At 72.1% G+C, this 24,158-nt stretch carries 14 protein-coding genes; 12 read left to right on the plus strand and 2 right to left on the minus strand.

Annotation, left to right across the window (positions count from 1 at the left end):
- Nucleotides 1–31: 31 nt before the first annotated feature.
- From AB0P35_RS20470 to AB0P35_RS20505, 8 genes are all read left to right on the plus strand, one after another.
- A complete protein-coding gene (locus AB0P35_RS20470) occupies nt 32–859 on the plus strand; it encodes a hypothetical protein (protein ID WP_363512409.1) in 828 nt (275 codons plus the stop codon).
- Between the two features lie 344 nt (nt 860–1,203).
- Entirely contained in the window at nt 1,204–1,758 is a 555-nt protein-coding gene (rplJ, locus tag AB0P35_RS20475; RefSeq protein WP_095874414.1) for a 50S ribosomal protein L10, read from the plus strand.
- Between the two features lie 88 nt (nt 1,759–1,846).
- The gene (gene rplL, locus AB0P35_RS20480; protein ID WP_095874415.1) at nt 1,847–2,233 is read left to right on the plus strand and encodes a 50S ribosomal protein L7/L12; all 387 of its coding nucleotides are present in this window, start codon (nt 1,847–1,849) and stop codon (nt 2,231–2,233) included.
- A gap of 725 nt (nt 2,234–2,958) precedes the next feature.
- The gene (rpoB, locus tag AB0P35_RS20485) at nt 2,959–6,435 is read left to right on the plus strand and encodes a DNA-directed RNA polymerase subunit beta (protein ID WP_095874416.1); all 3,477 of its coding nucleotides are present in this window, start codon (nt 2,959–2,961) and stop codon (nt 6,433–6,435) included.
- A gap of 102 nt (nt 6,436–6,537) precedes the next feature.
- Nucleotides 6,538–10,431: a DNA-directed RNA polymerase subunit beta' gene (locus AB0P35_RS20490; RefSeq protein ID WP_095874417.1), complete on the plus strand. Its 3,894-nt coding sequence runs from the start codon at nt 6,538–6,540 to the stop codon at nt 10,429–10,431.
- A 193-nt stretch (nt 10,432–10,624) separates the two neighbouring features.
- On the plus strand, nt 10,625–11,305 hold the full coding sequence (locus tag AB0P35_RS20495; protein WP_095874418.1) for a DUF4097 family beta strand repeat-containing protein: 681 nt from the start codon (nt 10,625–10,627) through the stop codon (nt 11,303–11,305).
- A gap of 67 nt (nt 11,306–11,372) precedes the next feature.
- The gene (locus AB0P35_RS20500) at nt 11,373–12,551 is read left to right on the plus strand and encodes a histidine kinase (protein WP_363512412.1); all 1,179 of its coding nucleotides are present in this window, start codon (nt 11,373–11,375) and stop codon (nt 12,549–12,551) included.
- A 15-nt stretch (nt 12,552–12,566) separates the two neighbouring features.
- Entirely contained in the window at nt 12,567–13,241 is a 675-nt protein-coding gene (locus AB0P35_RS20505; RefSeq protein WP_363512414.1) for a response regulator transcription factor, read from the plus strand.
- A gap of 18 nt (nt 13,242–13,259) precedes the next feature.
- Here AB0P35_RS20505 and AB0P35_RS20510 read toward each other — a convergent pair whose 3' ends face one another.
- Complete coding sequence (locus AB0P35_RS20510; protein WP_363512416.1) at nt 13,260–15,071, minus strand: hypothetical protein; 1,812 nt, start codon at nt 15,069–15,071, stop codon at nt 13,260–13,262.
- Nucleotides 15,068–16,132, minus strand: coding sequence for a MoxR family ATPase (locus tag AB0P35_RS20515; protein ID WP_363512418.1), 1,065 nt, complete (start codon nt 16,130–16,132; stop codon nt 15,068–15,070). The genes AB0P35_RS20510 and AB0P35_RS20515 overlap by 4 nt, the downstream gene beginning before the upstream one ends.
- 196 nt (nt 16,133–16,328) lie before the next feature.
- Here AB0P35_RS20515 and AB0P35_RS20520 point away from each other — a divergent pair, with 196 nt between their 5' ends.
- The 4 genes from AB0P35_RS20520 to AB0P35_RS20535 all read left to right on the plus strand — a co-directional run bounded on the left by AB0P35_RS20520 (nt 16,329) and on the right by AB0P35_RS20535 (nt 24,158).
- Complete coding sequence (locus AB0P35_RS20520) at nt 16,329–21,371, plus strand: AAA domain-containing protein (RefSeq protein ID WP_363512420.1); 5,043 nt, start codon at nt 16,329–16,331, stop codon at nt 21,369–21,371.
- Nucleotides 21,372–21,583: 212 nt separating this feature from the next.
- A complete protein-coding gene (locus AB0P35_RS20525) occupies nt 21,584–22,942 on the plus strand; it encodes a hypothetical protein (protein ID WP_363512422.1) in 1,359 nt (452 codons plus the stop codon).
- Entirely contained in the window at nt 22,939–23,454 is a 516-nt protein-coding gene (locus AB0P35_RS20530) for a hypothetical protein (RefSeq protein ID WP_363512424.1), read from the plus strand. The genes AB0P35_RS20525 and AB0P35_RS20530 overlap by 4 nt, the downstream gene beginning before the upstream one ends.
- A gap of 47 nt (nt 23,455–23,501) precedes the next feature.
- A complete protein-coding gene (locus tag AB0P35_RS20535) occupies nt 23,502–24,158 on the plus strand; it encodes a VWA domain-containing protein (protein ID WP_363512426.1) in 657 nt (218 codons plus the stop codon).

A 24,158-nucleotide genomic window follows, 5' to 3' on the forward strand; every position in this document is an offset into this window, starting at 1 on the left:
GGCGGAACGGGACGCAGGAGGGGAGACGGGGATGGCGGCACGCAGGCTGCGCCGGACGGCGGCCGCCGCGGCACTGACCGCGGTGCTGACCGCGTGCGGCAGCGGCTCCGGCGGCGCCCCGACGGCCTCGCCGAGCGCCTCCGCGGCCCCGACCGCGCTGGCCACCCCGACCGACCGCTCCCCGCACGGCGTGCTGCTCTCCGCCCAGCTGGCGATGCACAGCGCCCGGCGGGCCCGCTTCAGCGGCAACCTCGGCTCGGACACGGTCGCCGGCCTGCTGTTCTGGGCGCCCAAGACGGTGCTCCAGCTCAAGCGGCCCGGCACCACCGAGGAGGTCGTCGTGCTGGACACCACCGCCTACCGCGGCGGGGACGCCGCCACCGCCGCCCGGCTCGGCGGCCGGCACTGGGAGAAGTTCACCGGCGCGGTCGGCACCGACGGCCAGCGGGCCGTGCCGTACGCCGACACCGTCGACCGGCTGAACCCGGTGGTGGCGCTGACCGCCGCCGCGGCCGCCGCCGCGCCGGAGCGCCTCGGCGAGGAGGAGATCGACGACACCGCCGTCGAGCACTACCGGGTGACCACCACGGTCGCGGACTACGCCGACGCCCAGGCCCAGCTCCCGCCCGCCCGGCGGGCCACCCTGCGCGCCGCGCTCGGCGACGGCGGGGTGATCACCCTCGACCTGTGGCTGAACGACCGCGACCAGCCCGTCCAACTGCAGCGCACCGGCTCCGGAGCGGCCGAGCGGGTCTCGGACACCCTGCGCTTCGAGGAGTTCGCCGGCCCGCTCTCGGTGCAGGCGCCGGCCGAGTCCGACACCGCCGACGCGGGCGGCCGGAGCCTTCCGCCGCTGTAGCGTGCCGCGGCCGCTGCCCGAATTTGGTCGATGCGCCGGGTGTCCAGTACGGTGGTGGCTGCCGAAGACCGCTGGTTGTCGTCCTGCTTCCTCTGGAGGTAAGGCGGCCGAAGGATCTGCGATTCGTCGCAGGCAGCCCGCGCAGGAGTGTTTGGAGCTTGGACTTCCGCCCACCGTGATTCGTCGCGATGGACGTCGAGGTCTTTCAGAGCCCCGTGCGCCTGCGCACCGGGGCTCTCATCGTTTTTGCTGAGGTTTCCTTCCAGCCGGTGTGTCGAGGCGTTGAATGGTCGACTGCTCCAAGGTCGGCCCGACTTCGACATCACGGAAGGAGGCGTACGCCTATGGCAAGGCCCGACAAGGCTGCTGCCGTCGCCGAGATCACGGACAAGTTCCGTGGCTCCTCCGCGGCGCTGCTGACCGAGTACCGCGGTCTCACGGTGAAGCAGGTCAAGACCCTGCGTCGCTCGCTGGGTGAGAACGCCGAGTACGCCGTGGTGAAGAACACGCTGACCAAGATCGCGGCCAATGAGGCCGGGATCTCCGAGCTGGACGACCTGTTCGCTGGTCCGACGGCTGTCGCCTTCGTCACCGGTGACCCGGTGGAGTCGGCGAAGGCTCTGCGTGACTTCGCCAAGGAGAACCCCGCTCTCATCATCAAGGGCGGTGTCCTTGACGGCAAGGCGCTGTCCGCCGATGAGATCAAGAAGCTCGCGGACCTCGAGTCCCGCGAGGTGCTGCTCGCCAAGCTCGCGGGTGCCCTGAAGGCCAAGCCCTCCCAGGCTGCCGCGGTCTTCCAGGCCCTGCCGTCGAAGCTCGTCCGCACTGTGGACGCGCTCCGCGACAAGGTCGAGCAGGGCGGTGCCGGTACGCCGGCTCCCGCCGAGGACGCGGAGTAATCACTCCCGCCCTCTAGCGGGCCCGTAGTACGCCCGCCATCCCGTACATCCGGCACCACCTGCCGATTTAGTGGAAGGACGCCACATCATGGCGAAGCTGACCCAGGACGAGCTGCTCGCGCAGTTCGAGGAGATGACCCTCATCGAGCTCTCCGAGTTCGTGAAGGCGTTCGAGGACAAGTTCGACGTCACCGCTGCCGCCCCGGTCGCCGTGGCCGCCGTTGCCGGCGGTGTCGGTGGCGCCGAGGCCGCTGTCGAGGAGCAGGACGAGTTCGACGTCATCCTCGACGGCGCGGGCGACAAGAAGATCCAGGTCATCAAGGAGGTGCGCGCCCTGACCTCCCTCGGCCTGAAGGAGGCCAAGGACCTCGTCGACACCGCCGGTGCCAAGGTTCTCGAGAAGGTCAACAAGGAGGCCGCCGAGAAGGCCAAGGCCCAGCTCGAGGGCGCGGGCGCCAAGGTCACCGTCAAGTGACTTTCCGCCCCCTCTGAGGGGGCAGGAGGCCGGGCCGGCCACCCACACGGGTGGCCGGCCCGGCCTTTTCGCATTCCTGCACAGAGCCCGCCCGCTGTGCCCTCGGCCACTGTCGGTGGCGGCCGGTAGGGTGATCACTGTCGTCGCGGGCGCTCCTCACCACGGGATCTGTAACGCTCCCGGGGCGGCGGACGATGAGGCAGGCGAGGTCCGCACTCCGGTGGGGGCCTTGACGAACGGCAGCGGGCGCGCGATTCTCAAGGCGCGCGCCGTGCTCGGCACGTCCGCCCCGGTTGGAGCGGCTCCGGATGCATATTCGGTGGCCCCAGCGGGAAGTGACTCCGAGTAGAGGTGCGGTGGCCCGGGAGTGCCCGGGCCGTCGGTTGTACGAGGGCAGGGCACCCCCTGCGGCACGGCTCCCCGGCGGGGGCCGGGGCGCACGGGATGCGACCGGAGGGAGTGTCCGATTCGGTCTCCGAATCAGGGCTTGTCAACAGTGTCGCCTTTGGCTACACTGTCCCTTTGCGCTGCCTGTTAGCTGCTCCGTGACTCGTCGCCCGGAGTCTGCGCTGCCCTGAAGGGGTCTGGCTCCGCCTCCGTGAACCGGCTCCGACCTGGGGATTCGTCCTCCTGGTCGGCGGTGGTCCCCGGTGGTGGCACCGGTCTCGTCATGGCCCGGCCGGTACGCGCGTAGTGAGCTCCGAGCCCTCGGAAGGACCCCCCTCTTGGCCGCGCCGCGCAACGCCTCGAACAATTCCGCCGCATCCACCGCCCCGCTCCGCGTTTCGTTCGCGAAGATCAAGGAGCCCCTCGAGGTCCCGAACCTCCTGGCCCTGCAGACCGAGAGCTTTGACTGGCTGCTCGGCAATGCGGCCTGGAAGTCCCGGGTCGAGGAGGCGCTGGACAACGGTCAGGACGTCCCCACCAAGTCCGGTCTGGAGGAGATCTTCGAGGAGATCTCGCCGATCGAGGACTTCAGTGGGTCGATGTCCCTGACCTTCCGCGACCACCGTTTCGAGCCGCCGAAGAACTCCATTGACGAGTGCAAGGACCGCGACTTCACCTACGCGGCCCCGCTCTTCGTCACCGCCGAATTCACCAACAACGAGACCGGCGAGATCAAGTCCCAGACGGTCTTCATGGGCGACTTCCCGCTCATGACCCACAAGGGCACGTTCGTGATCAACGGCACCGAGCGCGTCGTCGTGTCGCAGCTGGTCCGTTCCCCGGGCGTCTACTTCGACTCCACCCTGGACAAGGTGTCCGACAAGGACATCTTCTCCGCCAAGATCATCCCCTCCCGCGGTGCCTGGCTGGAGATGGAGATCGACAAGCGCGACATGGTCGGTGTCCGTATCGACCGTAAGCGCAAGCAGTCGGTCACCGTGCTGCTGAAGGCCCTCGGCTGGACCAACGAGATGATTCTCGAGGAGTTCGGCCAGTACGAGTCGATGCGCGCCACCCTGGAGAAGGACCACACCCAGGGCCAGGACGACGCGCTGCTCGACATCTACCGCAAGCTGCGTCCGGGCGAGCCGCCGACGCGTGAGGCCGCGCAGACGCTGCTCGAGAACCTCTACTTCAACCCGAAGCGCTACGACCTGGCCAAGGTCGGCCGCTACAAGGTCAACCGCAAGCTCGGCAACGGCGAGTCCCTGGACTCCGGCGTGCTCACCGAGCCGGACATCATCAACACCATCAAGTACCTGGTGAAGCTGCACGCCGGCGAGTCCGACTGGCGTGACGACGAGGGCCGCGACATCGTCATCGAGGTCGACGACATCGACCACTTCGGCAACCGGCGCCTGCGCAACGTCGGCGAGCTCATCCAGAACCAGGTCCGTACGGGTCTGGCCCGTATGGAGCGCGTCGTGCGCGAGCGCATGACCACCCAGGACGTCGAGGCGATCACGCCGCAGACCCTGATCAACATCCGGCCGGTCGTCGCCTCCATCAAGGAGTTCTTCGGCACCAGCCAGCTGTCGCAGTTCATGGACCAGACGAACCCGCTGTCGGGCCTGACCCACAAGCGTCGTCTGTCCGCGCTCGGCCCCGGTGGTCTGTCCCGCGAGCGGGCCGGCTTCGAGGTCCGTGACGTGCACCCCTCGCACTACGGCCGCATGTGTCCGATCGAGACGCCGGAAGGCCCGAACATCGGTCTGATCGGCTCGCTCGCCTCGTACGGCCGGGTCAACGCGTTCGGCTTCATCGAGACGCCGTACCGCAAGGTCGTCGACGGTGTGGTCACCGAGCAGGTGGACTACCTCACCGCCGACGAGGAGGACCGTTACGTCATCGCCCAGGCGAACGCCCCGCTGACGAACGACCTGCACTTCGCGGAGCCCCGCGTCCTGGTCCGCCGCCGTGGCGGCGAGATCGACTACATCCCGGGCACCGAGATCGACTACATGGACGTCTCGCCGCGCCAGATGGTGTCGGTCGCGACCGCCATGATCCCCTTCCTCGAGCACGACGACGCCAACCGCGCGCTGATGGGCTCGAACATGATGCGCCAGGCGGTGCCGCTGCTGAAGAGCGAGGCCCCGCTGGTCGGCACCGGCATGGAGTACCGCTGCGCCGTCGACGCCGCGGACGTCATCACCGCCGAGAAGGCCGGTGTGGTGCAGGAGGTCTCGGCCGACTACATCACCGTGGCCAACGACGACGGCACGTACACCACGTACCGCGCCGCCAAGTTCACCCGCTCCAACCAGGGCACCGCCTTCAACCAGAAGGTGCTCGTGGACGAGGGCGCCCGCGTCGAGGCCGGCCAGGTGCTGGCCGACGGCCCGTGCACCGACGAGGGCGAGATGGCCCTCGGCAAGAACCTCCTCGTGGCGTTCATGTCCTGGGAGGGTCACAACTACGAGGACGCGATCATCCTGTCGCAGCGCCTCGTGCAGGACGACGTCCTCTCCTCGATCCACATCGAGGAGCACGAGGTCGACGCCCGTGACACCAAGCTGGGCCCCGAGGAGATCACCCGGGACATCCCGAACGTCTCCGAGGAGGTCCTCGCCGACCTCGACGAGCGCGGCATCATCCGGATCGGCGCGGACGTCGTCACCGGCGACATCCTGGTCGGCAAGGTCACGCCCAAGGGTGAGACCGAGCTGACCCCGGAGGAGCGCCTGCTCCGCGCGATCTTCGGTGAGAAGGCCCGTGAGGTCCGCGACACCTCGCTGAAGGTGCCGCACGGCGAGTCCGGCAAGGTCATCGGCGTCCGCGTCTTCGACCGCGAAGAGGGCGACGAGCTGCCCCCGGGCGTCAACCAGCTGGTCCGCGTCTACGTGGCCCAGAAGCGCAAGATCACCAACGGTGACAAGCTCGCCGGCCGTCACGGCAACAAGGGTGTCATCTCCAAGATCCTGCCGGTCGAGGACATGCCGTTCCTGGAGGACGGCACCCCGGTCGACATCATCCTGAACCCGCTGGGTGTCCCGTCCCGAATGAACCCGGGACAGGTCCTGGAGATCCACCTCGGCTGGCTCGCCAAGCAGGGCTGGGACGTCTCCGGCCTCGCCGACGAGTGGGCCCAGCGCCTCCAGGCGATCGGCGCCGACACGGTCGAGGGCGGCACCAACCTCGCCACCCCGGTCTTCGACGGCGCCCGCGAGGACGAGATCACCGGCCTGCTGGACCACACCACCCTCACCCGTGACGGTGAGCGCCTGGTGAACTCCACCGGTAAGGCCCGTCTGTACGACGGCCGCTCCGGCGAGCCGTTCCCGATGCCGATCTCGGTCGGCTACATGTACATCCTGAAGCTGCACCACCTGGTCGACGACAAGCTGCACGCCCGTTCGACCGGCCCGTACTCGATGATCACCCAGCAGCCGCTCGGTGGTAAGGCGCAGTTCGGTGGTCAGCGATTCGGTGAGATGGAGGTGTGGGCCCTCGAGGCGTACGGAGCTGCGTACGCCCTGCAGGAGCTCCTCACCATCAAGTCCGACGACGTTCTCGGCCGCGTGAAGGTCTACGAGGCCATCGTCAAGGGCGAGAACATCCCCGAGCCCGGCATTCCCGAGTCCTTCAAGGTCCTCATCAAGGAAATGCAGTCGCTCTGCCTCAACGTGGAGGTGCTGTCCTCGGACGGCCAGTCCATCGAGATGCGGGACTCCGACGAGGACGTCTTCCGTGCGGCCGAGGAGCTCGGCATTGACCTGTCCCGGCGCGAGCCGAGCAGCGTCGAAGAGGTCTGACGGAGGCCGGGCCGGCTGCCCCGCGTGAGCAGCCGGCCCGCCCCCAGGCCCCCCTCAGACCACAGACAAACTCTCGAATCACGAAAGAGGGCTTGACGACCAGTGCTTGACGTCAACTTCTTCGACGAGCTCCGTATCGGCCTGGCCACCGCCGACGACATCCGCCAGTGGTCGCACGGCGAGGTCAAGAAGCCGGAGACCATCAACTACCGCACCCTGAAGCCCGAGAAGGACGGCCTCTTCTGCGAGAAGATCTTCGGCCCGACCCGGGACTGGGAGTGCTACTGCGGTAAGTACAAGCGCGTCCGCTTCAAGGGCATCATCTGCGAGCGCTGCGGCGTCGAGGTGACCCGCGCCAAGGTGCGCCGTGAGCGGATGGGCCACATCGAGCTGGCCGCCCCGGTCACCCACATCTGGTACTTCAAGGGTGTCCCGTCCCGTCTGGGCTACCTGCTCGACCTGGCGCCGAAGGACCTCGAGAAGGTCATCTACTTCGCCGCCTACATGATCACCTGGGTCGACGACGAGCGCCGCCAGCGCGACCTGCCGTCCCTGGAGGCGCACGTCTCGGTCGAGCGCCAGCAGATCGAGAACCGCCGCGACGCCGACCTCGAAGGCCGTGCCAAGAAGGCCGAGACCGACCTGGCCGAGCTGGAGGCCGAGGGCGCCAAGGCCGATGTCCGCCGCAAGGTGCGCGAAGGCGCCGAGCGCGAGATGAAGCAGCTGCGCGACCGCGCCCAGCGCGAGCTGGACCGCCTCGACGAGGTGTGGTCCCGCTTCAAGAACCTCAAGGTCCAGGACCTGGAGGGCGACGAGCTGCTCTACCGCGAGCTGCGCGACCGCTTCGGCACGTACTTCTCCGGCTCGATGGGCGCCGCGGCGCTCAAGGACCGCCTGGAGTCGTTCGACCTGGCGGAGGAGTCCGAGCGCCTGCGCGAGATCATCCGCACCGGCAAGGGCCAGAAGAAGACCCGTGCGCTCAAGCGCCTCAAGGTCGTCTCCGCGTTCCTGCAGACCACCAACAAGCCCAAGGGCATGGTGCTGGACTGCGTGCCGGTCATCCCGCCGGACCTGCGTCCGATGGTGCAGCTGGACGGTGGCCGCTTCGCGACCTCCGACCTGAACGACCTGTACCGCCGCGTCATCAACCGCAACAACCGCCTGAAGCGCCTCCTCGACCTCGGTGCCCCCGAGATCATCGTGAACAACGAGAAGCGCATGCTCCAGGAGGCCGTCGACGCGCTCTTCGACAACGGCCGCCGCGGCCGCCCGGTCACGGGCCCCGGCAACCGTCCGCTGAAGTCGCTGTCCGACATGCTCAAGGGCAAGCAGGGCCGTTTCCGCCAGAACCTGCTCGGCAAGCGCGTCGACTACTCGGCCCGTTCGGTCATCGTCGTCGGCCCGCAGCTCAAGCTGCACCAGTGCGGCCTGCCCAAGGCCATGGCGCTGGAGCTCTTCAAGCCGTTCGTGATGAAGCGCCTGGTCGACCTGAACCACGCGCAGAACATCAAGTCGGCCAAGCGCATGGTCGAGCGCGCCCGCCCGGTCGTGTGGGACGTCCTCGAAGAGGTCATCGCGGAGCACCCGGTTCTGCTGAACCGTGCGCCCACCCTGCACCGCCTCGGCATCCAGGCCTTCGAGCCGCAGCTGGTCGAGGGCAAGGCCATCCAGATCCACCCGCTCGTCTGCACCGCGTTCAACGCGGACTTCGACGGTGACCAGATGGCCGTCCACCTGCCGCTCTCCGCGGAGGCGCAGGCCGAGGCCCGCATCCTGATGCTGTCCTCGAACAACATCCTCAAGCCGGCCGACGGTCGCCCCGTCACCATGCCGACCCAGGACATGGTGCTCGGCCTGTTCTTCCTCACCTCGGACCGCGAGGAGGTGAAGGGCGGTGGCCGTTCCTTCTCCTCCACCGCCGAGGCGATCATGGCCTTCGACGCCCGCGAGCTGGACGTCCAGGCCCCGATCGACCTGCGCATGCCCGCCGGCACGGTTCCGCCGCGCGGCTGGACGGCGCCGGTGGACGAGGAGGGTCAGCAGACCTGGTTCGAGGGTGAGCCCTTCCGCATCACCACCACCCTGGGCCGCGCGCTCTTCAACGAGCTGCTGCCCGAGGACTACCCGTTCGTCGACTACGAGGTCGGCAAGAAGCAGCTGTCGGCCATCGTCAACGACCTGGCCGAGCGCTACCCGAAGGTCGTCGTCGCCGCGACGCTCGACAACCTGAAGGCGTCCGGCTTCCACTGGTCGACCCGTTCCGGTGTCACCGTCTCGATCTCGGACGTCATCGTCCCGCCGAGCAAGCCCCAGATCCTCGAGGGCTACGAGGCGCAGGCGGAGAAGGTCCAGAAGCAGTACGAGCGCGGTCTGATCACCAACGACGAGCGCAAGAGCGAGCTGGTCGGCATCTGGACCCGCGCGACCAACGAGGTCGCCGAGGCCATGTCCGCGAACTTCCCGAAGACGAACCCCATCTTCATGATGGTCGACTCGGGTGCTCGTGGAAACATGATGCAGATGCGTCAGATCGCCGGTATGCGTGGTCTGGTGTCGAACGCCAAGAACGAGACGATCCCGCGTCCCATCAAGGCGTCCTTCCGCGAGGGCCTGTCCGTGCTGGAGTACTTCATCTCCACCCACGGTGCCCGTAAGGGTCTCGCCGACACCGCCCTCCGTACCGCCGACTCCGGTTACCTCACCCGTCGTCTGGTCGACGTCTCCCAGGACGTCATCATTCGCGAGGAGGACTGCGGCACCGAGCGCGGCCTGAAGCTGTCGATCGGCTCGGTGGGCGCCGACGGCGTGCTGCGCAAGGCCGACGACGTCGAGACCAGCGTCTACGCCCGCATGCTGGCCGAGGACATCACGGTGGACGGCAAGCTCCTTGCCACCGCCAACACCGACCTCGGCGACGTGCTGATCGACGAGCTGATCCGGCACGGCATCGGCGACGTCAAGACCCGCTCGATCCTCACCTGTGAGTCGGCGGTCGGCACCTGCGCCATGTGCTACGGCCGTTCGCTGGCCACCGGCAAGCTGGTCGACATCGGTGAGGCGGTCGGCATCATCGCCGCCCAGTCCATCGGTGAGCCCGGTACCCAGCTGACCATGCGTACCTTCCACACCGGTGGTGTGGCCGGTGACGACATCACCCAGGGTCTGCCGCGTGTCGTCGAGCTCTTCGAGGCCCGCACCCCCAAGGGTGTGGCCCCGATCTCGGAGGCCGCCGGTCGGGTCCGGGTCGAGGACACCGAGAAGACCCGCAAGATCGTCGTCACCCCGGACGACGGCAGCGACGAGATCGCCTACCCGGTCTCCAAGCGCGTCAAGCTCCTGGTGAGCGAGGGCGAGGCGGTCGAGGTCGGCCAGAAGCTGACCGTCGGTGCCACCAACCCGCACGACGTCCTGCGCATCATGGGCCAGCGTGCCGTCCAGGTCCACCTGGTCGCCGAGGTCCAGAAGGTCTACAACTCGCAGGGTGTGTCGATCCACGACAAGCACATCGAGATCATCATCCGGCAGATGCTCCGCCGCGTGACGATCATCGAGTCGGGCGACGCCGAGCTGCTCCCGGGCGAGCTCGTCGAGCGCGGCCGCTTCGAGACCGAGAACCGTCGTGTGGTGTCCGAGGGCGGCCACCCCGCCTCCGGCCGTCCGCAGCTGATGGGTATCACCAAGGCCTCGCTGGCCACCGAGTCCTGGCTGTCGGCCGCCTCCTTCCAGGAGACGACCCGGGTGCTCACCGACGCGGCGATCCACGCCAAGTCGGACCCGCTGCTGGGCCTCAAGGAGAACGTCATCCTCGGTAAGCTCATCCCGGCCGGTACGGGTCTGCCCCGCTACCGCAACATCCGGGTCGAGCCGACCGAGGAGGCCAAGGCCGCGATGTACTCGGCCGTCGGCTACGACGACTACGACCTGTCGCCCTTCGGCGCCGGCTCCGGCCAGGCGGTCCCGCTGGACGACTACGACTACGGCCCGTACACCGGCTGAGTTCCACGGTCCTGAACGCCGCAGGGCGGTCACCCCGAGAGGGGTGGCCGCCCTGCGGCGTTCTGCCGTTTCCTCCCTCGTACGGGGGAGGGGCCGGGACCGCTCCGGCGGGGGATCCGGGCCGGCGGGTACGACGGGCAGGCTGGTCCCCGGGCGGTCCGGAGGGTCCGGGCCGGCCGAGGGGGAGGACCGCATGAACCGTCCACTGGCCAAGGTGCTGCTCTACACGGGCGTGACCGCACTGGCGGGGGCCGCCCTGTCGGGCTGCCTCGGGGAGGACCACCGGCGGGACGTGGGCTACGGCATGACCGAGCAGGTCCGCACCCTGGTGATCGAGGGGGAGACCGGGGACGTCGAGGTCACCGGCGGCGGCGCCGGGATCGAGGTGACCGAGCACCAGACCTACCGGGAGACCGCCCCCGAGACGACCCACACCGTGGCCGACGGCACGCTGACCCTCTCCTACCGCTGCCCGGACGGCGACTGCGGGGTCGGCTACCGGGTCCGGGTGCCGGCCGGCACCGTGGTGAAGGTGCACAACTCCACCGGCGACATCCGCCTGACCGGGCTGAGCGGCGAGGTGGAGGCCCGGACCGGCACCGGCGGGATCAACGCCGCCCTGAGTTCGCCCGTGGTCCGGCTGGCCGCCGACACCGGGAACGTCACGGCGGCCGTCGACGGCGACGCACGGCGGGTGGAGGCGGTCAGCGGCACCGGCGACGTCCGCGTCCGGGTGCCCCGGGGCCGCCCGTACGCGGTGGACACCGCCAGCGACACGGGCACGGTGAAGGTCTCGGTGGATCGGGCGGCGGGCACGGACCGCAGCATCACGGCCCGCACCGAGACCGGCGACGTGACGGTGGACGGTGTCTGAGCAGCCGCCGGTACGACATGATCGTCCCGGAACGGGTGACGGGGCGGGACACGGGGGAGGTTCGGCGGTGGGGGAGCGGACGGCACACGTCCTGGAGCGGGCGGCCGCGGTCGTCGACCGGTGGCGGGCGAGGCCCGGCCGGGTCGATCCGTACGTGGTGGACACCGGCCTGGCCCTGGCCGCGGCGGCGATCTCCGTCTGGGCGGTGTTCTGCGACGACCGCGGCTGGCCGTGGTGGGTGTACCTGCTGGTGGTGGCCGCGGCCGCGCCGCTGCCCTGGCGCCGCCGGGCGCCGTTCACCGTCTGGCTGGTCAGCGGAGCGTTCTCGCTGACGCAGTCGATCGTCGCGCACTCGGTCGCGCCGCAGATCCCGCTGCACCAGGTGCTGACCGTCTACACGGTCGCCGACCGCGGCCGGGACTGGCAGCGCTGGCTGATGCTGGCGATCCTGGTGCCGGCCAACATCCTGGGCACCCGCTCGCCGAACGGCATGCTGTTCAGTCTGCTGATGTCGGTGGGCAGCTTCATCCTGGGCTCCCTGGTCCGCGAACTGCGCCGGCTGGCCCGGGCGGAGGCGGAGCGCGCCCACGAGGCCGCCCTGCGCGCCGCCGGCGAGGCCGGCCGGGCGGTCGCCGAGGAGCGCGGCCGGATCGCCCGGGAGATGCACGACATCCTGGCCCACGCCGTCTCCCTGATGGTCATCCAGGCCGAGGCCGGCCCGCTGGTCGTCCGCAGCGACCCCGACCGGGCGATCCGGACCTTCGACACCATCGCCGACTCCGGACGCGACGCGATGGTGCAGCTCCGGCGGGTGCTCGGCGTCCTGAAGGAGGACGGGGCCCGGCCCGTCCTCGCCCCGCAGCCCACTCTGGCCGAGCTGCCGGCCGTGGTCGACCGGGTCCGCGACTCGGGCATCGCCGTCCGGGCCAAGATCGAGGAGCACGGGCCGGCCGACGTGCAGTCCGCCGCCTACCGGATCGTCCAGGAGGCGCTGACCAATGTGCTCAAGCACGCCGAGGCGCGGCACGTCAGTGTCCGGGTCGGCGTACGGGGCCCGGTGCTGGAGGTCGAGGTCGCCGACGACGGCCGGGGCGTGCCCCCGGCCCGGGCCGAGGCGCCGGCCGGCGGCCGCGGACTGCTCGGCATCCGCGAGCGGGCCGCCGCCTGCGGCGGCAGCGCCGAGGCCGGGCCGGGGCCCGGCGGGCGCGGCTTCACGGTGAACGCCCGGCTGCCGCTGGGCGCCTGACGAAGGGGGAGAGCAGTGGTGATCCGGGTGGTCGTCGCGGACGACCAGGAACTGGTCCGGGCCGGCTTCGGGATGATCCTGGACGCGCAGCCGGACATCGAGGTGGTCGCCGAGGCCGCGGACGGCGCCGGGGCCGTCGAGGCCGTCCGGCAGCACCGCCCCGACGTGCTGCTGCTGGACGTCCGGATGCCGGTCATGGACGGGCTGGAGGCGGCCCGCCGGGTCTGCGCGGAGCACCCCGCCACCCGGGTCGTCATGCTGACCACCTTCGACATCGACGACTACGTCTACGACGCGCTGTACGCCGGGGCCAGCGGTTTCCTCCTCAAGGACGTCCGACGGGACGACCTCGTGCACGGCGTGCGGACGGTCGCCGCCGGCGAGGCCCTGCTCGCGCCCTCCGTCACCAGGCGGCTCATCGGCGAGTTCACCGCCCGGAAGGCGGGGGCGGCCGGCCCGGCCCGCCCGCGTTCGCGGCTGCTCGACCGGCTGACCGGCCGTGAGACACAGACGCTGCGGCTGCTCGCCCGCGGGTTCTCCAACGCCGAGATCGCCGCCGACATGGTCGTCAGCGAGCACACCGTGAAGACCCACGTCTCCAACGTCCTCGCCAAGCTCGGGCTCCGCGACCGCGTCCACGCCGTCGTCTTCGCCTACGAGTCCGGAGCGGTGGTCGCCGGGGAGACGTGAGCTCCCCGAAGAGGGGTGCTACCGCATGCGGAAGACCGGACCGCGGGGGGTGAAGGGCAGCCCGGCGCCGCGCGGGACGAGGAAGGCGTGCTCGCGGCGGATCCGCAGGACGTCGCACTCGCCGTCGGTGATCACGAGCAGCGGCGCACCCGGCGGGAAGTCCTCGGCGCGTTCCAGCAGGTCGATCCCGGGCTGCAGGACGGTGCCGCCGCGGCCCCGGACGCGGACCCGCCCGGCGATCTCCTCCGGCGGCAGGTAGCCGGCGTCGTGCGGGGCGGCGTCGCAGAACACCACCCGGGCGGCCGCCACGTCGCGGGCCGCCGCATAGGAGGCGATGGCGCCGAGGGCCTTGCCGAGCAGCGGCCGGCTCATCGAACCGGAGGTGTCCAGGACGACACCGAAGGTGCAGCGGGGGACCTCCTCCTCCGGCCGCCACCGCCCGGCCCGCGGGACGTCCGGGGTGGCCGACTGCCGGCGCGAGGGCCGGGCCCAGCTGCGCACGGTCTCCGGGGACGGCACGAACTCGTCGAACCAGCGGGCGAGCCGCGCGTCCCAGGGCAGCGGGGGGTGGGCGAGCGCGCGGATCTCCTCGACGAGGCCGGCCGGCAGGGTGCCGCGTTCCCGGGTGTGGAGGTCGAAGCCCTGCTGCAGGCCGCGCCGGTAGAACTCGTCCAGGTCGACGTAGTCCCGCGGGTCGCCGAGCGGCTCGCCCAGCACGTCCGGCCGGCCCTTGCCGGCGAGGGTGGCGAGCCGCCGCAGCCGCCGCTGGTCGCGGACGATCCGGTCGTAGACCTCCTCGGCGGAGAGGCCCTTCAGCTGCGGGTCGTGCAGCAGCCCCTCCGGCAGGTCGCCGACGCCCATCTCGACCAGCCAGCCGTTCACCACGTAGTCGCAGGCGACGTTGAACAGGTACGGGTCGCGGGCGCCCGTCCGCTCGCCGTGGCGCAGCGCGGCGTGCAGCATCTCGTGGCCGAGGACGAACCGCCACTCCTCGTCGGTGAACCGCAGCAGCGGGTTGACGTAGATCTCACCGGCCGCGGCGTTCACCGCGGCGACGGAGATGCCGTGGGCGCGGGCGAGTTCGGCGTCGGCGACGAGGGTGATGCCGGCCGCGATGCCGCCGAGCAGCGGGTAGGACGAGACGAACCAGTTGAGCGCCCTCGTCCACGGCCGCACCGGCTCGCGGGCGTCGGTCATGCCGGCCCGCCGGCCGCCGGCGACGTCCATCGCGGCGGAGACGGTGCGGGAGAGGGCGGCGGCGAAGGCGGCCGTCCAGTCCGGCGGGTCGACCTGCCGCTGCCACGGCACCAGCAGCTGGTCGGCGAGGCCAGGGCCGCAGGCGGTCGGGATGTCCGGCACCCCGTCGCGTCGCCAGCGGGCGGCGAGGTCGTCCTCGTCGCCGGCGGGCAGCAGCGGCGGTACGTCGAACGGGCAGCGGCCGACCTGGAAGGTGGCCTGGAAGCGGTGGACGGCGGTGCAGCGGGCGGCCCGCAGGGCCTCGTCCGCGGGGGTGCGCCGGCCGTTGGCGGCGGGCACGTGGCCGAAGCCGAGGTGCAGCAGGCAGTGCGTCAGCACCCAGGCCCACTCCGCGGGTTCGGCCCGCCGCCGGATGTCGGCGTGCACCGTGCCGTTGGAGTCGACGACCGCCCAGCCGCCGGGCGGGACGGCCTCGCATTCGGGGTCGGTGCAGATCGCGGCACCGATCGCGGCCAGCGCGTGGTTGCCGCGCACCAGTTCGGCGCCCGCCGCGAAGGCCGCGGCGGCGGGGTCGGTCGGGCGCTCCGCGTCCCGGCCGGCCGGCCGGCGCTTCGCCGCCGCAGTGCGGCTCACCGGCGGGCCTCGACCAGCCGGGGCATGTCCCGGGCGGCCTCGACCAGGAACCAGGAGGGCAGCACCGGGTTGCCGTCCGCGCCGTCCGCGATGACGACCTGCGCGACCTCGACGGAGATCTCGGCGAGCTGGACGAGCAGCGACTTCGCCCGGTACGCGGTGCGCCGCAGCTGCTCGGAGGCGTGCTCCTTGCGGGCCGGGAGCTCCTTGACCAGCCGGCCGCGGAAGGCGTCGGCCAGGTAGTAGAGCAGGTCGCGGTCCTCGGGCCGGGCCGGCCAGCGGGCGTCGCCCTTGAGGATGGCGTCCAGCCCGTACGCATTGCGGACGATCTTGACGTAGCCGCAGAAGGCCACCGCGTGCTGCGGGGTGAGCAGGCCGTGCGCGAGCACCTGCAGGGAGCCCTCGTCGAGGCCCGGGCCGAAGGAGTGCAGCGCGTCGGAGAGCATGTGCCAGGACCGCGGAGAGGAGAACGGCTCCTCCGTCTTCGGCGGCGCCGACCACAGGTGGTCCGGCCGGTCGGTGAGGTGGTCGACCACCCACGGGTGGACACCCGCGCCGGCCGCCCAGGCCAGCCAATCCGTGGCGCTGGCCCGCAGATGCACGTGGACCATCCGGTTGACCAGCGCGGACGCCATCGGCCTGGCCAGCGCGCCGTCGGTCGCCCGGTTCCCGGCGCCGATCACGATCGAGCCCGGCGGCAGCTCGTACGAGCCGATCCGGCGGTCCAGGATCAGCGAGTAGAAGGCCTTCTGCACGTCCGGCGAGGCCGCGTTCAGCTCGTCCAGGAACAGGCAGTACGGCTCGTCACGGGCGATCGACTCCGGCGGGCAGAACCGCGACCGGCCGTCCGCGGTGAGCTGCGGCACGCCCACGAGGTCCTCCGGCGCCAGCTGGGTGCCGAGCAGGCTCACGCACTCCAGACCGAGCGACTCGGCGAACTCCTTCACCAGGGAAGACTTTCCGATACCGGGTGCGCCCCACAGGAAGACCGGGCGGACGGTCGCCAGACCCAGCAGCAACTCGGGCACCCGGGACGGCGAGACGGTGACGGCACCCTGCACAGGACTCCTTCGACACACGGTGGGGATCGCCGCCAGTGTGCGCGGCCGCCGCAGCCCGGCGCACCCGGTTTTCCGGTCGGCCGTGCCCGACTCGGGCGGATATCGACCTGGTCTCAGGATCCGCGTCCGATCACGCGTCGCGGACGACATCCCTAGCCTCGACGAAGGCACCCCGTTCTCTTCTGTCGAGTGAGGCATGTTGTCCAGCTCCCGGCCGAGCACCCCTGACACCGACGCGCTGAGGGTCCAGCAGATCTTCCGCTACCTGGCCGAGGCGGGGGAGAGCCGGGTCAAACCCGTCCGCACCCTCGACCAGGCCCGGCAGGTGCTCTGGCTGGCCGACCTGCCGTACGAGGCGGCCGAACTGCAGTGCTTCCTCGCCGCGCCGGTGCGGGGGGACGACCCCGGCTGGCTCACCGTCGAACGCCCCGTCCATCGTGAACCGCCGCAGCCCGGGCCCGAGTTCGCCGCCCTGCTGGACACCGCCGACCCGTCGGCGCACGAGCCCGAGGACCCGCCGGCGCTGCGTCCGCCGGCCGACGACGACCCGGCGGAGCCGCCCCGCGAGGCTGTGGAGGCCGAGTACCGGGGCTGGCTCGCGGAGTGGACCGCCTGGGCGCACTGGCGCCGGCAGACCCGTCCGCTGCGCAGCCTCTACGAGGCGCTCTACCGGATGCACGAGGACGCGACCGCGCTGGGCGAGAGCTACGAACTGGTGCTCTGCTTCGGCTACCTCACCTGGTCCGCGGAGGCGGAGCCGATCCGCCGCCACCTCCTCGCCGCCCGGGCCGTCCTCGAACTCGACACGGCGACAGGCATCCTGACCCTCCGCCCCGACCCGGACGCACCGGGCCCGGAACTGGAGGAGGGCATGCTCGACGCGGGGCAGAAGGTCCGCGGCGACACCCGGGAGGCGATCCGGCACCACCTGGAGGAGGCCGGTTCGGTCGCCGGCCCCGACGACCTCGACCGGCTCCACCGGGCCCTGGAGGTCTGGGCGATCGCCGCTCACCCGAACGGCCGCTACCTGCGGCAGGACGCCCCGCACCGGCCGGTGTCGCTCGCCGAACCCCGGGTGGCTTTCGCACCCGCCGTCGTGCTCCGCGAACGCAGCCGCCGCACCAACGTGGAGGCCCTGCACGGGATCGCCCGCGCCATCACCGGCGGCGCCGAACCGACCGCCCTGCTCCGCTTCGTGGCCGGCGGCGACGGGCCCGCCGAGGACTCCGCCCCGGCGGCGGACTCCCGCGGTGACGTCGACGAGGACCCGCAGACCTACTTCGCCCTGGCCTCCAACGAGGAACAGCGGACCATCGCCGAGCGGCTGCGGACCAGCCGCCTCGTGGTCGTCCAGGGGCCGCCCGGCACCGGCAAGACCCACACCATCGCCAACCTGGTCACCGATCTGCTGGCGCACGGGCAGCGCGTCCTGATCACCAGTCACACGGCGCGGGCTCTCAAGGTGCTCAAGGACAAACTGCCGCCCAGCATCCGCGAGCTGTGCGTCAGCCGTACCGACGACGGGTTGGCGGCCCAGCAGGAGCTGCGCGGCTCCGTCCAGGCGATCCTGGAACGCCAGGGCGGCTACGACCGGCGCGACTACGAGCGCCGGATCTCCGACAACGAGCACCGGCTGCGCCGGGCCCGCGCCGCCCAGGCCACCGCCCTCACCGAACTCCGCGCCATCCGCGAGCAGGAGACGTACCGCCACCCGCAGGAGATCGGCGACTACCGGGGCACCCTCCAGGAGATCGCCCGACGCCTCGCCGACGAGCGGGCACGGCTCGGCTGGCTCGGGCCCGTCCCCGAAGCACAGCCGCAGGTGACGGGCGAGCAGGTCCGGGCCCTCCGGTCGGCCGCCGCCCGGTTCGGCCCGGCCGAGCGCGCCGCGGTGGCGGCGGTCGAGGTGCTGCCCGCCGCGGACGACCTGCCGGGCGCCGCCGCCTTCGAGCAGGCCGTCCTGGCCGTGCGGAGCGCCGAGCAGGGGCTGGCGGCCCTCCGCGGCAACGAGCTGGCCGACCGGATGGACGCCGCCGTGTCCCGTCTCCCCGCCGGGATCCAGCAGTCCGCCGCGGCCGCCCTTGAGGCGTTCGCCGCGGCCAGGGCCGGCGCCGAGGCCGTCCTCCTGCCGTGGGCCGAGCCCCTGCTGCAGGAGGCGCTCACCGGACAGGTCTGGCAGTTGCGGGGACGGCACGCCGCCACCGCCCAGGCCCTCGCCGGCGTGCGCGCCGCCACCGCCGCCCTGGGCGGGAGCCGGGTCGACGGACTGGACGGCTACGACGTCGCCGCGGCGCACGGCCTGGTGACCGCGCTGCGGGACGGCCTGGCGGGCGGCGAGAAGCTGCGCGGCCCGCTCGGCATGAAGACCAGGCTGCGCAAGGCGGTCGGCGACTTTCCCGAGAAGGCGCGGGTCGACGGCGCCGCCACGGACACCCCCGAGACGGCCGCCCGACTCGCGGCCCGGGTCGAGATCGAGCGCCACCTGCAGGACGTCGAGCGGGAGTGGGGCCGGGCCGTGCCGCCCTGGCAGGCCCTGGCCCGGCGGACGGCCGCCCTGGAGGCCGAGGCCGCGACGCTGGACGCCCTGGTCGCGCTGGCGGCCCGCCGGAGCGACCTCGTCGCCGCCCTGGCAACCGTGCCCGAGCTGACCGTCCAGCCCTGGCACCGGACCGACACCTGCGACGCCCTGCGCGACCTGCTGCGGGCCCGCGCCACCCTGCGCGCGGCGGAGGAACCCCGCATCCGACTGGCCGAGGCCGAAGCCGCCCTGGTCGCCTGGGCGGACCGGCCGGGCACCGCGACCGGGCCGGTCGGCGAGCTGCTGGCGGCGGTCCGTGCGGGGCGGGCCGACCGGTACGGCGAGCAGCTGAAGGAACTCGCCGAGCTGCGCGAGGCGCTCGCACTCAAGAACGCGTTCACCGCCGCGAAGGCACCCGTCGAGCAGGTGCTGCCCGGGCTGGCCGCCCGCCTGGCGGAGGAGCCGGACGACGCCCGCTGGGAGACCGCGCTCGCCGCCTTCGAGCAGGCCTGGGCCTGGTCCGCCTGGTCGGCGCGGATGCGGGACCTCACCGACCCGGGCGCCGAGCAGAAGCAGAGGACGCTGCTGGCGGAGGCCGACGGCGACATCAGGATCGCCCTGGAGAAGCTGGCCGCGGACCGCTCCTGGTACGGCTGCCTGAAGCGGCTGACCGACGCCGAGGCGGTCGCCCTGGCCTCGTACCAGCAGAGCGTCGCACGGTTCGGCAAGGGCACCGGCAAGTACGCGTACCGCTACCGCCGGCAGGCGGTCGAGAGCCTGCGGGAGTGCCAGGCCGCCGTACCCGCCTGGATCATGCCGCTCCACCAGGTCACCGCCACCGTGCCGATGGACCGGCCGGGCCGCTTCGACGTGGTCATCATCGACGAGGCCAGCCAGTCCGGCCCGGAGGCCATGCTGCTGGCCTGGCTCGGCCGGAAGATCATCGTGGTCGGCGACGACAAGCAGGTCAGCCCGGCCAACGTCGGACTGGACCAGGACCAGCTCTTCCAGCTGCAGAACCGGCTCCTGGACGGCCTCCCGGCGGTGCGCCGCAACCTGTTCAGCCCGATGGCCAGCTTCTTCGACATCGCCACCGGCCTGGCGGGCGGCCGTGGCCGGCTCATGCTCCAGGAACACTTCCGCTGCATGCCGGAGATCATCGGCTTCTCCAACGAGCTCTCCTACCACGGCCGGCTGCAGCCGCTGCGGCAGTACGGCGCCGACCGTCTGCCGCCGATCAGAACCGTGTACGTCCCCAGCGCGACCCTCCTCGGGACCGGCCAGAAGCAGCGGAACCCCGAAGAGGCCGAACGGCTGGTGGCCGAAGTGGTGCGATGCTGCGCCGATCCGGCCTACCAGGGGCGCACCATGGGTGTGATCACCATGCTCGGCAGCGGCCAGCGGCACCTCATCGAGGACCTGCTCGCCGAACGGCTGCCCCTGGAGGAGCGGCAGCAGCGCAGGATCCGGGTCGGCGACGCGGAGGACTTCCAGGGCGACGAGCGCGACGTGGTGTTCATCGGGCTGGTGGTCAGCCTGGCCGGAGAGGACGGCCCCCGGCGGCCCGGCCCGTTCTCCAGCGAGGCGATGCAGCAGCGGCTGAACGTCGCCGCCTCCCGCGCCCGCGACCAGGTGTGGCTGTTCCACAGCGTGGCCACCACCGATCTCGGCGCGACCGACCTGCGCCGCCGCTACCTGGAGTACTGCACCCGGCCGGCCGAGGAACAGGACGGGACCGGACTCGACGACGTCCTGCCCGACGTGCGGCACGAGGCCTTCGACAGCCTCTTCGAACAGCGGGTGTTCCTCGCCCTGCGGGCCCGCCGCTACCGGGTGCGACCGCAGTACCCGGCCGGCCGCTACCGGATCGACCTGGTGGTGGAGGGCGGCACCCGCCGGCTCGCGGTCGAGTGCGACGGCGACGCCTTCCACAACGAGGAGAACGCCGACGCCGACGCCGCCCGACAGCGCGAACTCGAACGTGTGGGCTGGACGTTCGTCCGGATCCGGGGCAGCCGCTTCTTCCTCGACCCGGAGCGGGCGCTGCTCCCGCTCTGGGCGGAACTCGACCGGCTCGGCATCACGCCCGGTCCGGACACCGCGACACCGTCGGCGGTGGAGCCGCCGGAGGCGGGCGGGCCCGCCGGTGCCGCGGCGTCCGGACCGGTGTCCGTTGCCGCTGCCGCGGTGGTGCCCGCGCCGGTCCCGATCCCCGCGCAGGTGCCCGCGCCGCGGCAGGCCGATGTGGCCGCCGCCCGCAGGCCGTCCTTCCCCGTCACCGCCGTCTCGGTCAACTCCTACCGCCGCGCCCAGCGCGAGCTGAACCACCTGCAGGACCGGCTCGGCGCTCCGGACGAGGCCGGTCCGGCGGTCGACGCGGCGGCGCTCGCCGCCCGCCGGACGGCCCGGGAGCAGGCCCGCAAGCGGGACGAGGCCCGCCGGGACTTCCTGCGCGCCTACCTGGACGGGGTCACGCCCGACCCGCGGCTGCCGGGGGCCGGGCTGGTGGTGCCCGGCACGCTGGTCGGCGTCGAGCACGAGGGCAGCCCGGAGATCGTCCTGTACACCGTGTCGGCGATGCCGAGCACCGAGGCGCAGCGGGTGTCGCCGAGTTCGGACCTCGCCCGGATGCTGCTCTGGAGCGAGGTCGGCGAGCACTTCTCGTTCGCGGTGGGGCGCGACGGGCAGGAGCAGGCGGTGGTGCGGTTCATCGAGGATTGACCGGGCCGCGTCATCGCATGGTCTCGAACTGCGTTGCAATTGTTCGGAGTTGGGCGTGATGCCGGATCGGCTGCGCTACGCTCGCGGCGCGAGGTGGGGGCGCCGAATCGACCAGCGGTCACGTGCGTGTCTCCCTGCCGCCACGACTCCTGCCGCAGCCGGCCCGGTCCCGGGCTGTGCGCACACCGGCAGCAGCGAGAGGGAACGGTGCCATGGCCCGGGGCGGGCTCCTTGATCACGTCACGATCGCGTCCGAACTGCGCGCGCTCGCCGGACGGCCGGAACTCGGCGGCCGCCAGGCGGAACTGGACGCACTGGCCACCGTCCTCGACGGCCGGGGCGACCCCGGTCCGTGGGCCGAGCTCGACCTGCTCCACTCCTTCGTCCGCCCGGAGAGCATCACGCCGGCCGGGCGGCGCGAGGCAAGGGTCTGGTCGCTGATCGAGGTGGGCATCGGCGCCCTGGTCTTCGTGCCGCTGCTGGTCACCTGGTTCGGCCTGATGCGCGCCACCAGCGCGTACCAGGCCCTGATCGGAAGCGACCCGCGGCAGGCGGGGCGCCCCTTCCTCCAGCTGTGGCAGACCGGCTTCGATGGGCGGCTCGGCTCCTGGGCGACGTTCGGCCACGTGGCCGCCGGCGCCAGTGCCGTGATCGGGCTGCTGCTGGTGCTGTCGGTGGTGCACGGCCTCAAGCGGAGCGGCGCCGAACGACGGGAGGCCGAGTCCGCCCGCGCGGCGGACGCGCTCCTCGGCGGCCTCGCCCCGCTGCTGACCCGCGCCCAGGTCGCCCTGTACGAGTACCGGCGGGCCTCGCCGCAGCGTTTCGCCGCCGAACTCACCGGCGCCGCACAGACCCTGGAGCGGCTCGGCGAGCAGGCGGTGCGGGTCCAGCGGGAGCTCGGCAGCGCGGCGGACACCGTGCGCGACACCGTCACCGTCGCCCGGGAGCAACTCGCCGATGTGGACGCCTCGGTGGCCCCGCTCCGGGCCGCGGTCGGCGACGTCGAGCGGGCCGCCGGCCGGGTGGAGCAGGCGGTGGCCGCCGGGGCGGAGAAGGTGGCGGGGTCCGTCCGCGACGGCGCTGCCGCCACCGACAGCCTGGTGGACCGCAGCGGCCTGCGAATGGCCGAGGCGGCCGACGCCGTCCGGGACTCCACCCGGGCGGTCGGCGCGGAACTGGCCGATGCCGGTGAGCGGGTCGAGGAGGCCGTCCGCGACCTGGCGGCGGCGCAGCGGGGTTTCACCACCGGGACCGAGATCGCCGCCGACGTGAGCGGACGGGTGCTGGAACGCCTCGACGAACTCGCCCGGCACGTCGCCGACCTGGGCGAGCAGGTCGGCCGTGCGTCCGCGGCGGCCCTCACGGCCGCCCGGCACGCCGACGACACCGCCCGCCGGGCGGCCGACCACCTCCGCGAGCGGTCCGCAGCGCCCGCAGCGCCCGCACCGGCCGGGCCGGCCGCCGCGCCCACCACCGACGCCGGCGCCAGGGCACACCCCGCCGGCCCGGCCGGGGCCGGCACCTCCCTGCTCGACGCGGAACCGCTGACGCTCCGCAAGGCGGCCCGGTGACCCGCCGGCCTCACCCCGGACGCGCCCGGACGGGCCTGGGCATGGCGGGCTGGCTGTTCGCCGACATGCTGCTGGTGCTGGCCCTGGTGGCGATGGGCGACCAGGGCGATCCGGTCGCCGCCGAGCGGTCCGCCCACCCCTCGGCCGCGCCGAGCGAGAGCCCGAGCGCCAGCCCGAGTGCCGGAGCCCCGGCGAGCCCGTCTCCGACGAGCACGGGACCGCGCGGTGTCGAGCACGACCCGGTGACCGTCCAGGTGTCCGGCGACGAGACGGCGGCCACCGCGCAGATCCGCACGGCCACCGAGGCGTACCCGGGCCGGCAGGCCGCCGCCGTCCTCACCTTCGGCAGCAACCGCGACCCCGGCCTCGGCCAGGCGTACGCGCACACCGTCAACGGGCTGCTGCCGCAGGCCCGGCCGGAGATGTTCGCGGCGACCACCACCCGGGACTTCATCTCGCTGGAGGACAACCCCCGGCACGCGTCCCTGGAGATCTACTTCTACACCCGGTGAGCCCCTCCGGCTCCCGACCAGTCCCTCGACCCTGGAGACACAGCGCAGTGCAGATCCTGCCCTTCTACCTGGTGTGCGACGAGTCCGGCTCGATGTCCGGCGAGATCGACGTGCTCAACGACGCGCTCGTCGCGCTGCACCACGAGATCAGCACCAACCCGACGATCTCCGACAAGACCCGCTTCGCGCTGATCGGCTTCTCCGACGAGGCCACGGAGCTGCAGCCGCTGGTCGACCTCGGAGGGGTGAGTGAGCTGCCGAGGCTGGAGGCAGGCGGGTTCACCTCCTTCGGGGCCGCCTTCCGGGTGCTCCGCTCGGCGATCGAGCGGGACGTCCCCGCGCTCAAGACCGAGGGCCACGACGTCTACCGGCCGGTGGTCTTCTTCCTCTCCGACGGCGTCCCCACCGACGGCGACTGGGAGACGGCCCACGAGGCACTGCTCGGTTCGGCGTACCGGCCGCACATCATCGCGTTCGGCATCGGCACGGCGGACCGGGCCGTGATCGGCCAGGTCGCCACGTTCAAGGCCTTCATGCAGCAGGGCGACGACGTGAAGCCCGCCGAGGCGCTCAAGGAGTTCGCCGGGAGCCTCACCCGCTCGATCGTCCGCTCCGCCAGCGGGGCCCGGGCGGGCGAGGGCATGAGCCTGCAGGTCGACGACCACGTGCCCGGGTTCACCAGCGTCTCCCTCGACAAGCTGTGA

The sequence above is a fragment of the Kitasatospora sp. NPDC085879 genome, from assembly GCF_040686255.1.
Classification (GTDB): domain Bacteria; phylum Actinomycetota; class Actinomycetes; order Streptomycetales; family Streptomycetaceae; genus Kitasatospora.

Excerpts from the sequence above, each read along its gene's own strand:
- AB0P35_RS20470 (WP_363512409.1), top strand. The coding sequence starts at position 32 with ATGGCGGCACGCAGGCTGCGCCGGACGGCGGCCGCCGCGGCACTGACC.
- rplJ (WP_095874414.1), top strand. The coding sequence starts at position 1,204 with ATGGCAAGGCCCGACAAGGCTGCTGCCGTCGCCGAGATCACGGACAAG.
- rplL (WP_095874415.1), top strand. The coding sequence starts at position 1,847 with ATGGCGAAGCTGACCCAGGACGAGCTGCTCGCGCAGTTCGAGGAGATG.
- AB0P35_RS20495 (WP_095874418.1), top strand. The coding sequence starts at position 10,625 with ATGAACCGTCCACTGGCCAAGGTGCTGCTCTACACGGGCGTGACCGCA.
- AB0P35_RS20520 (WP_363512420.1), top strand. The coding sequence starts at position 16,329 with ATGTTGTCCAGCTCCCGGCCGAGCACCCCTGACACCGACGCGCTGAGG.
- AB0P35_RS20525 (WP_363512422.1), top strand. The coding sequence starts at position 21,584 with ATGGCCCGGGGCGGGCTCCTTGATCACGTCACGATCGCGTCCGAACTG.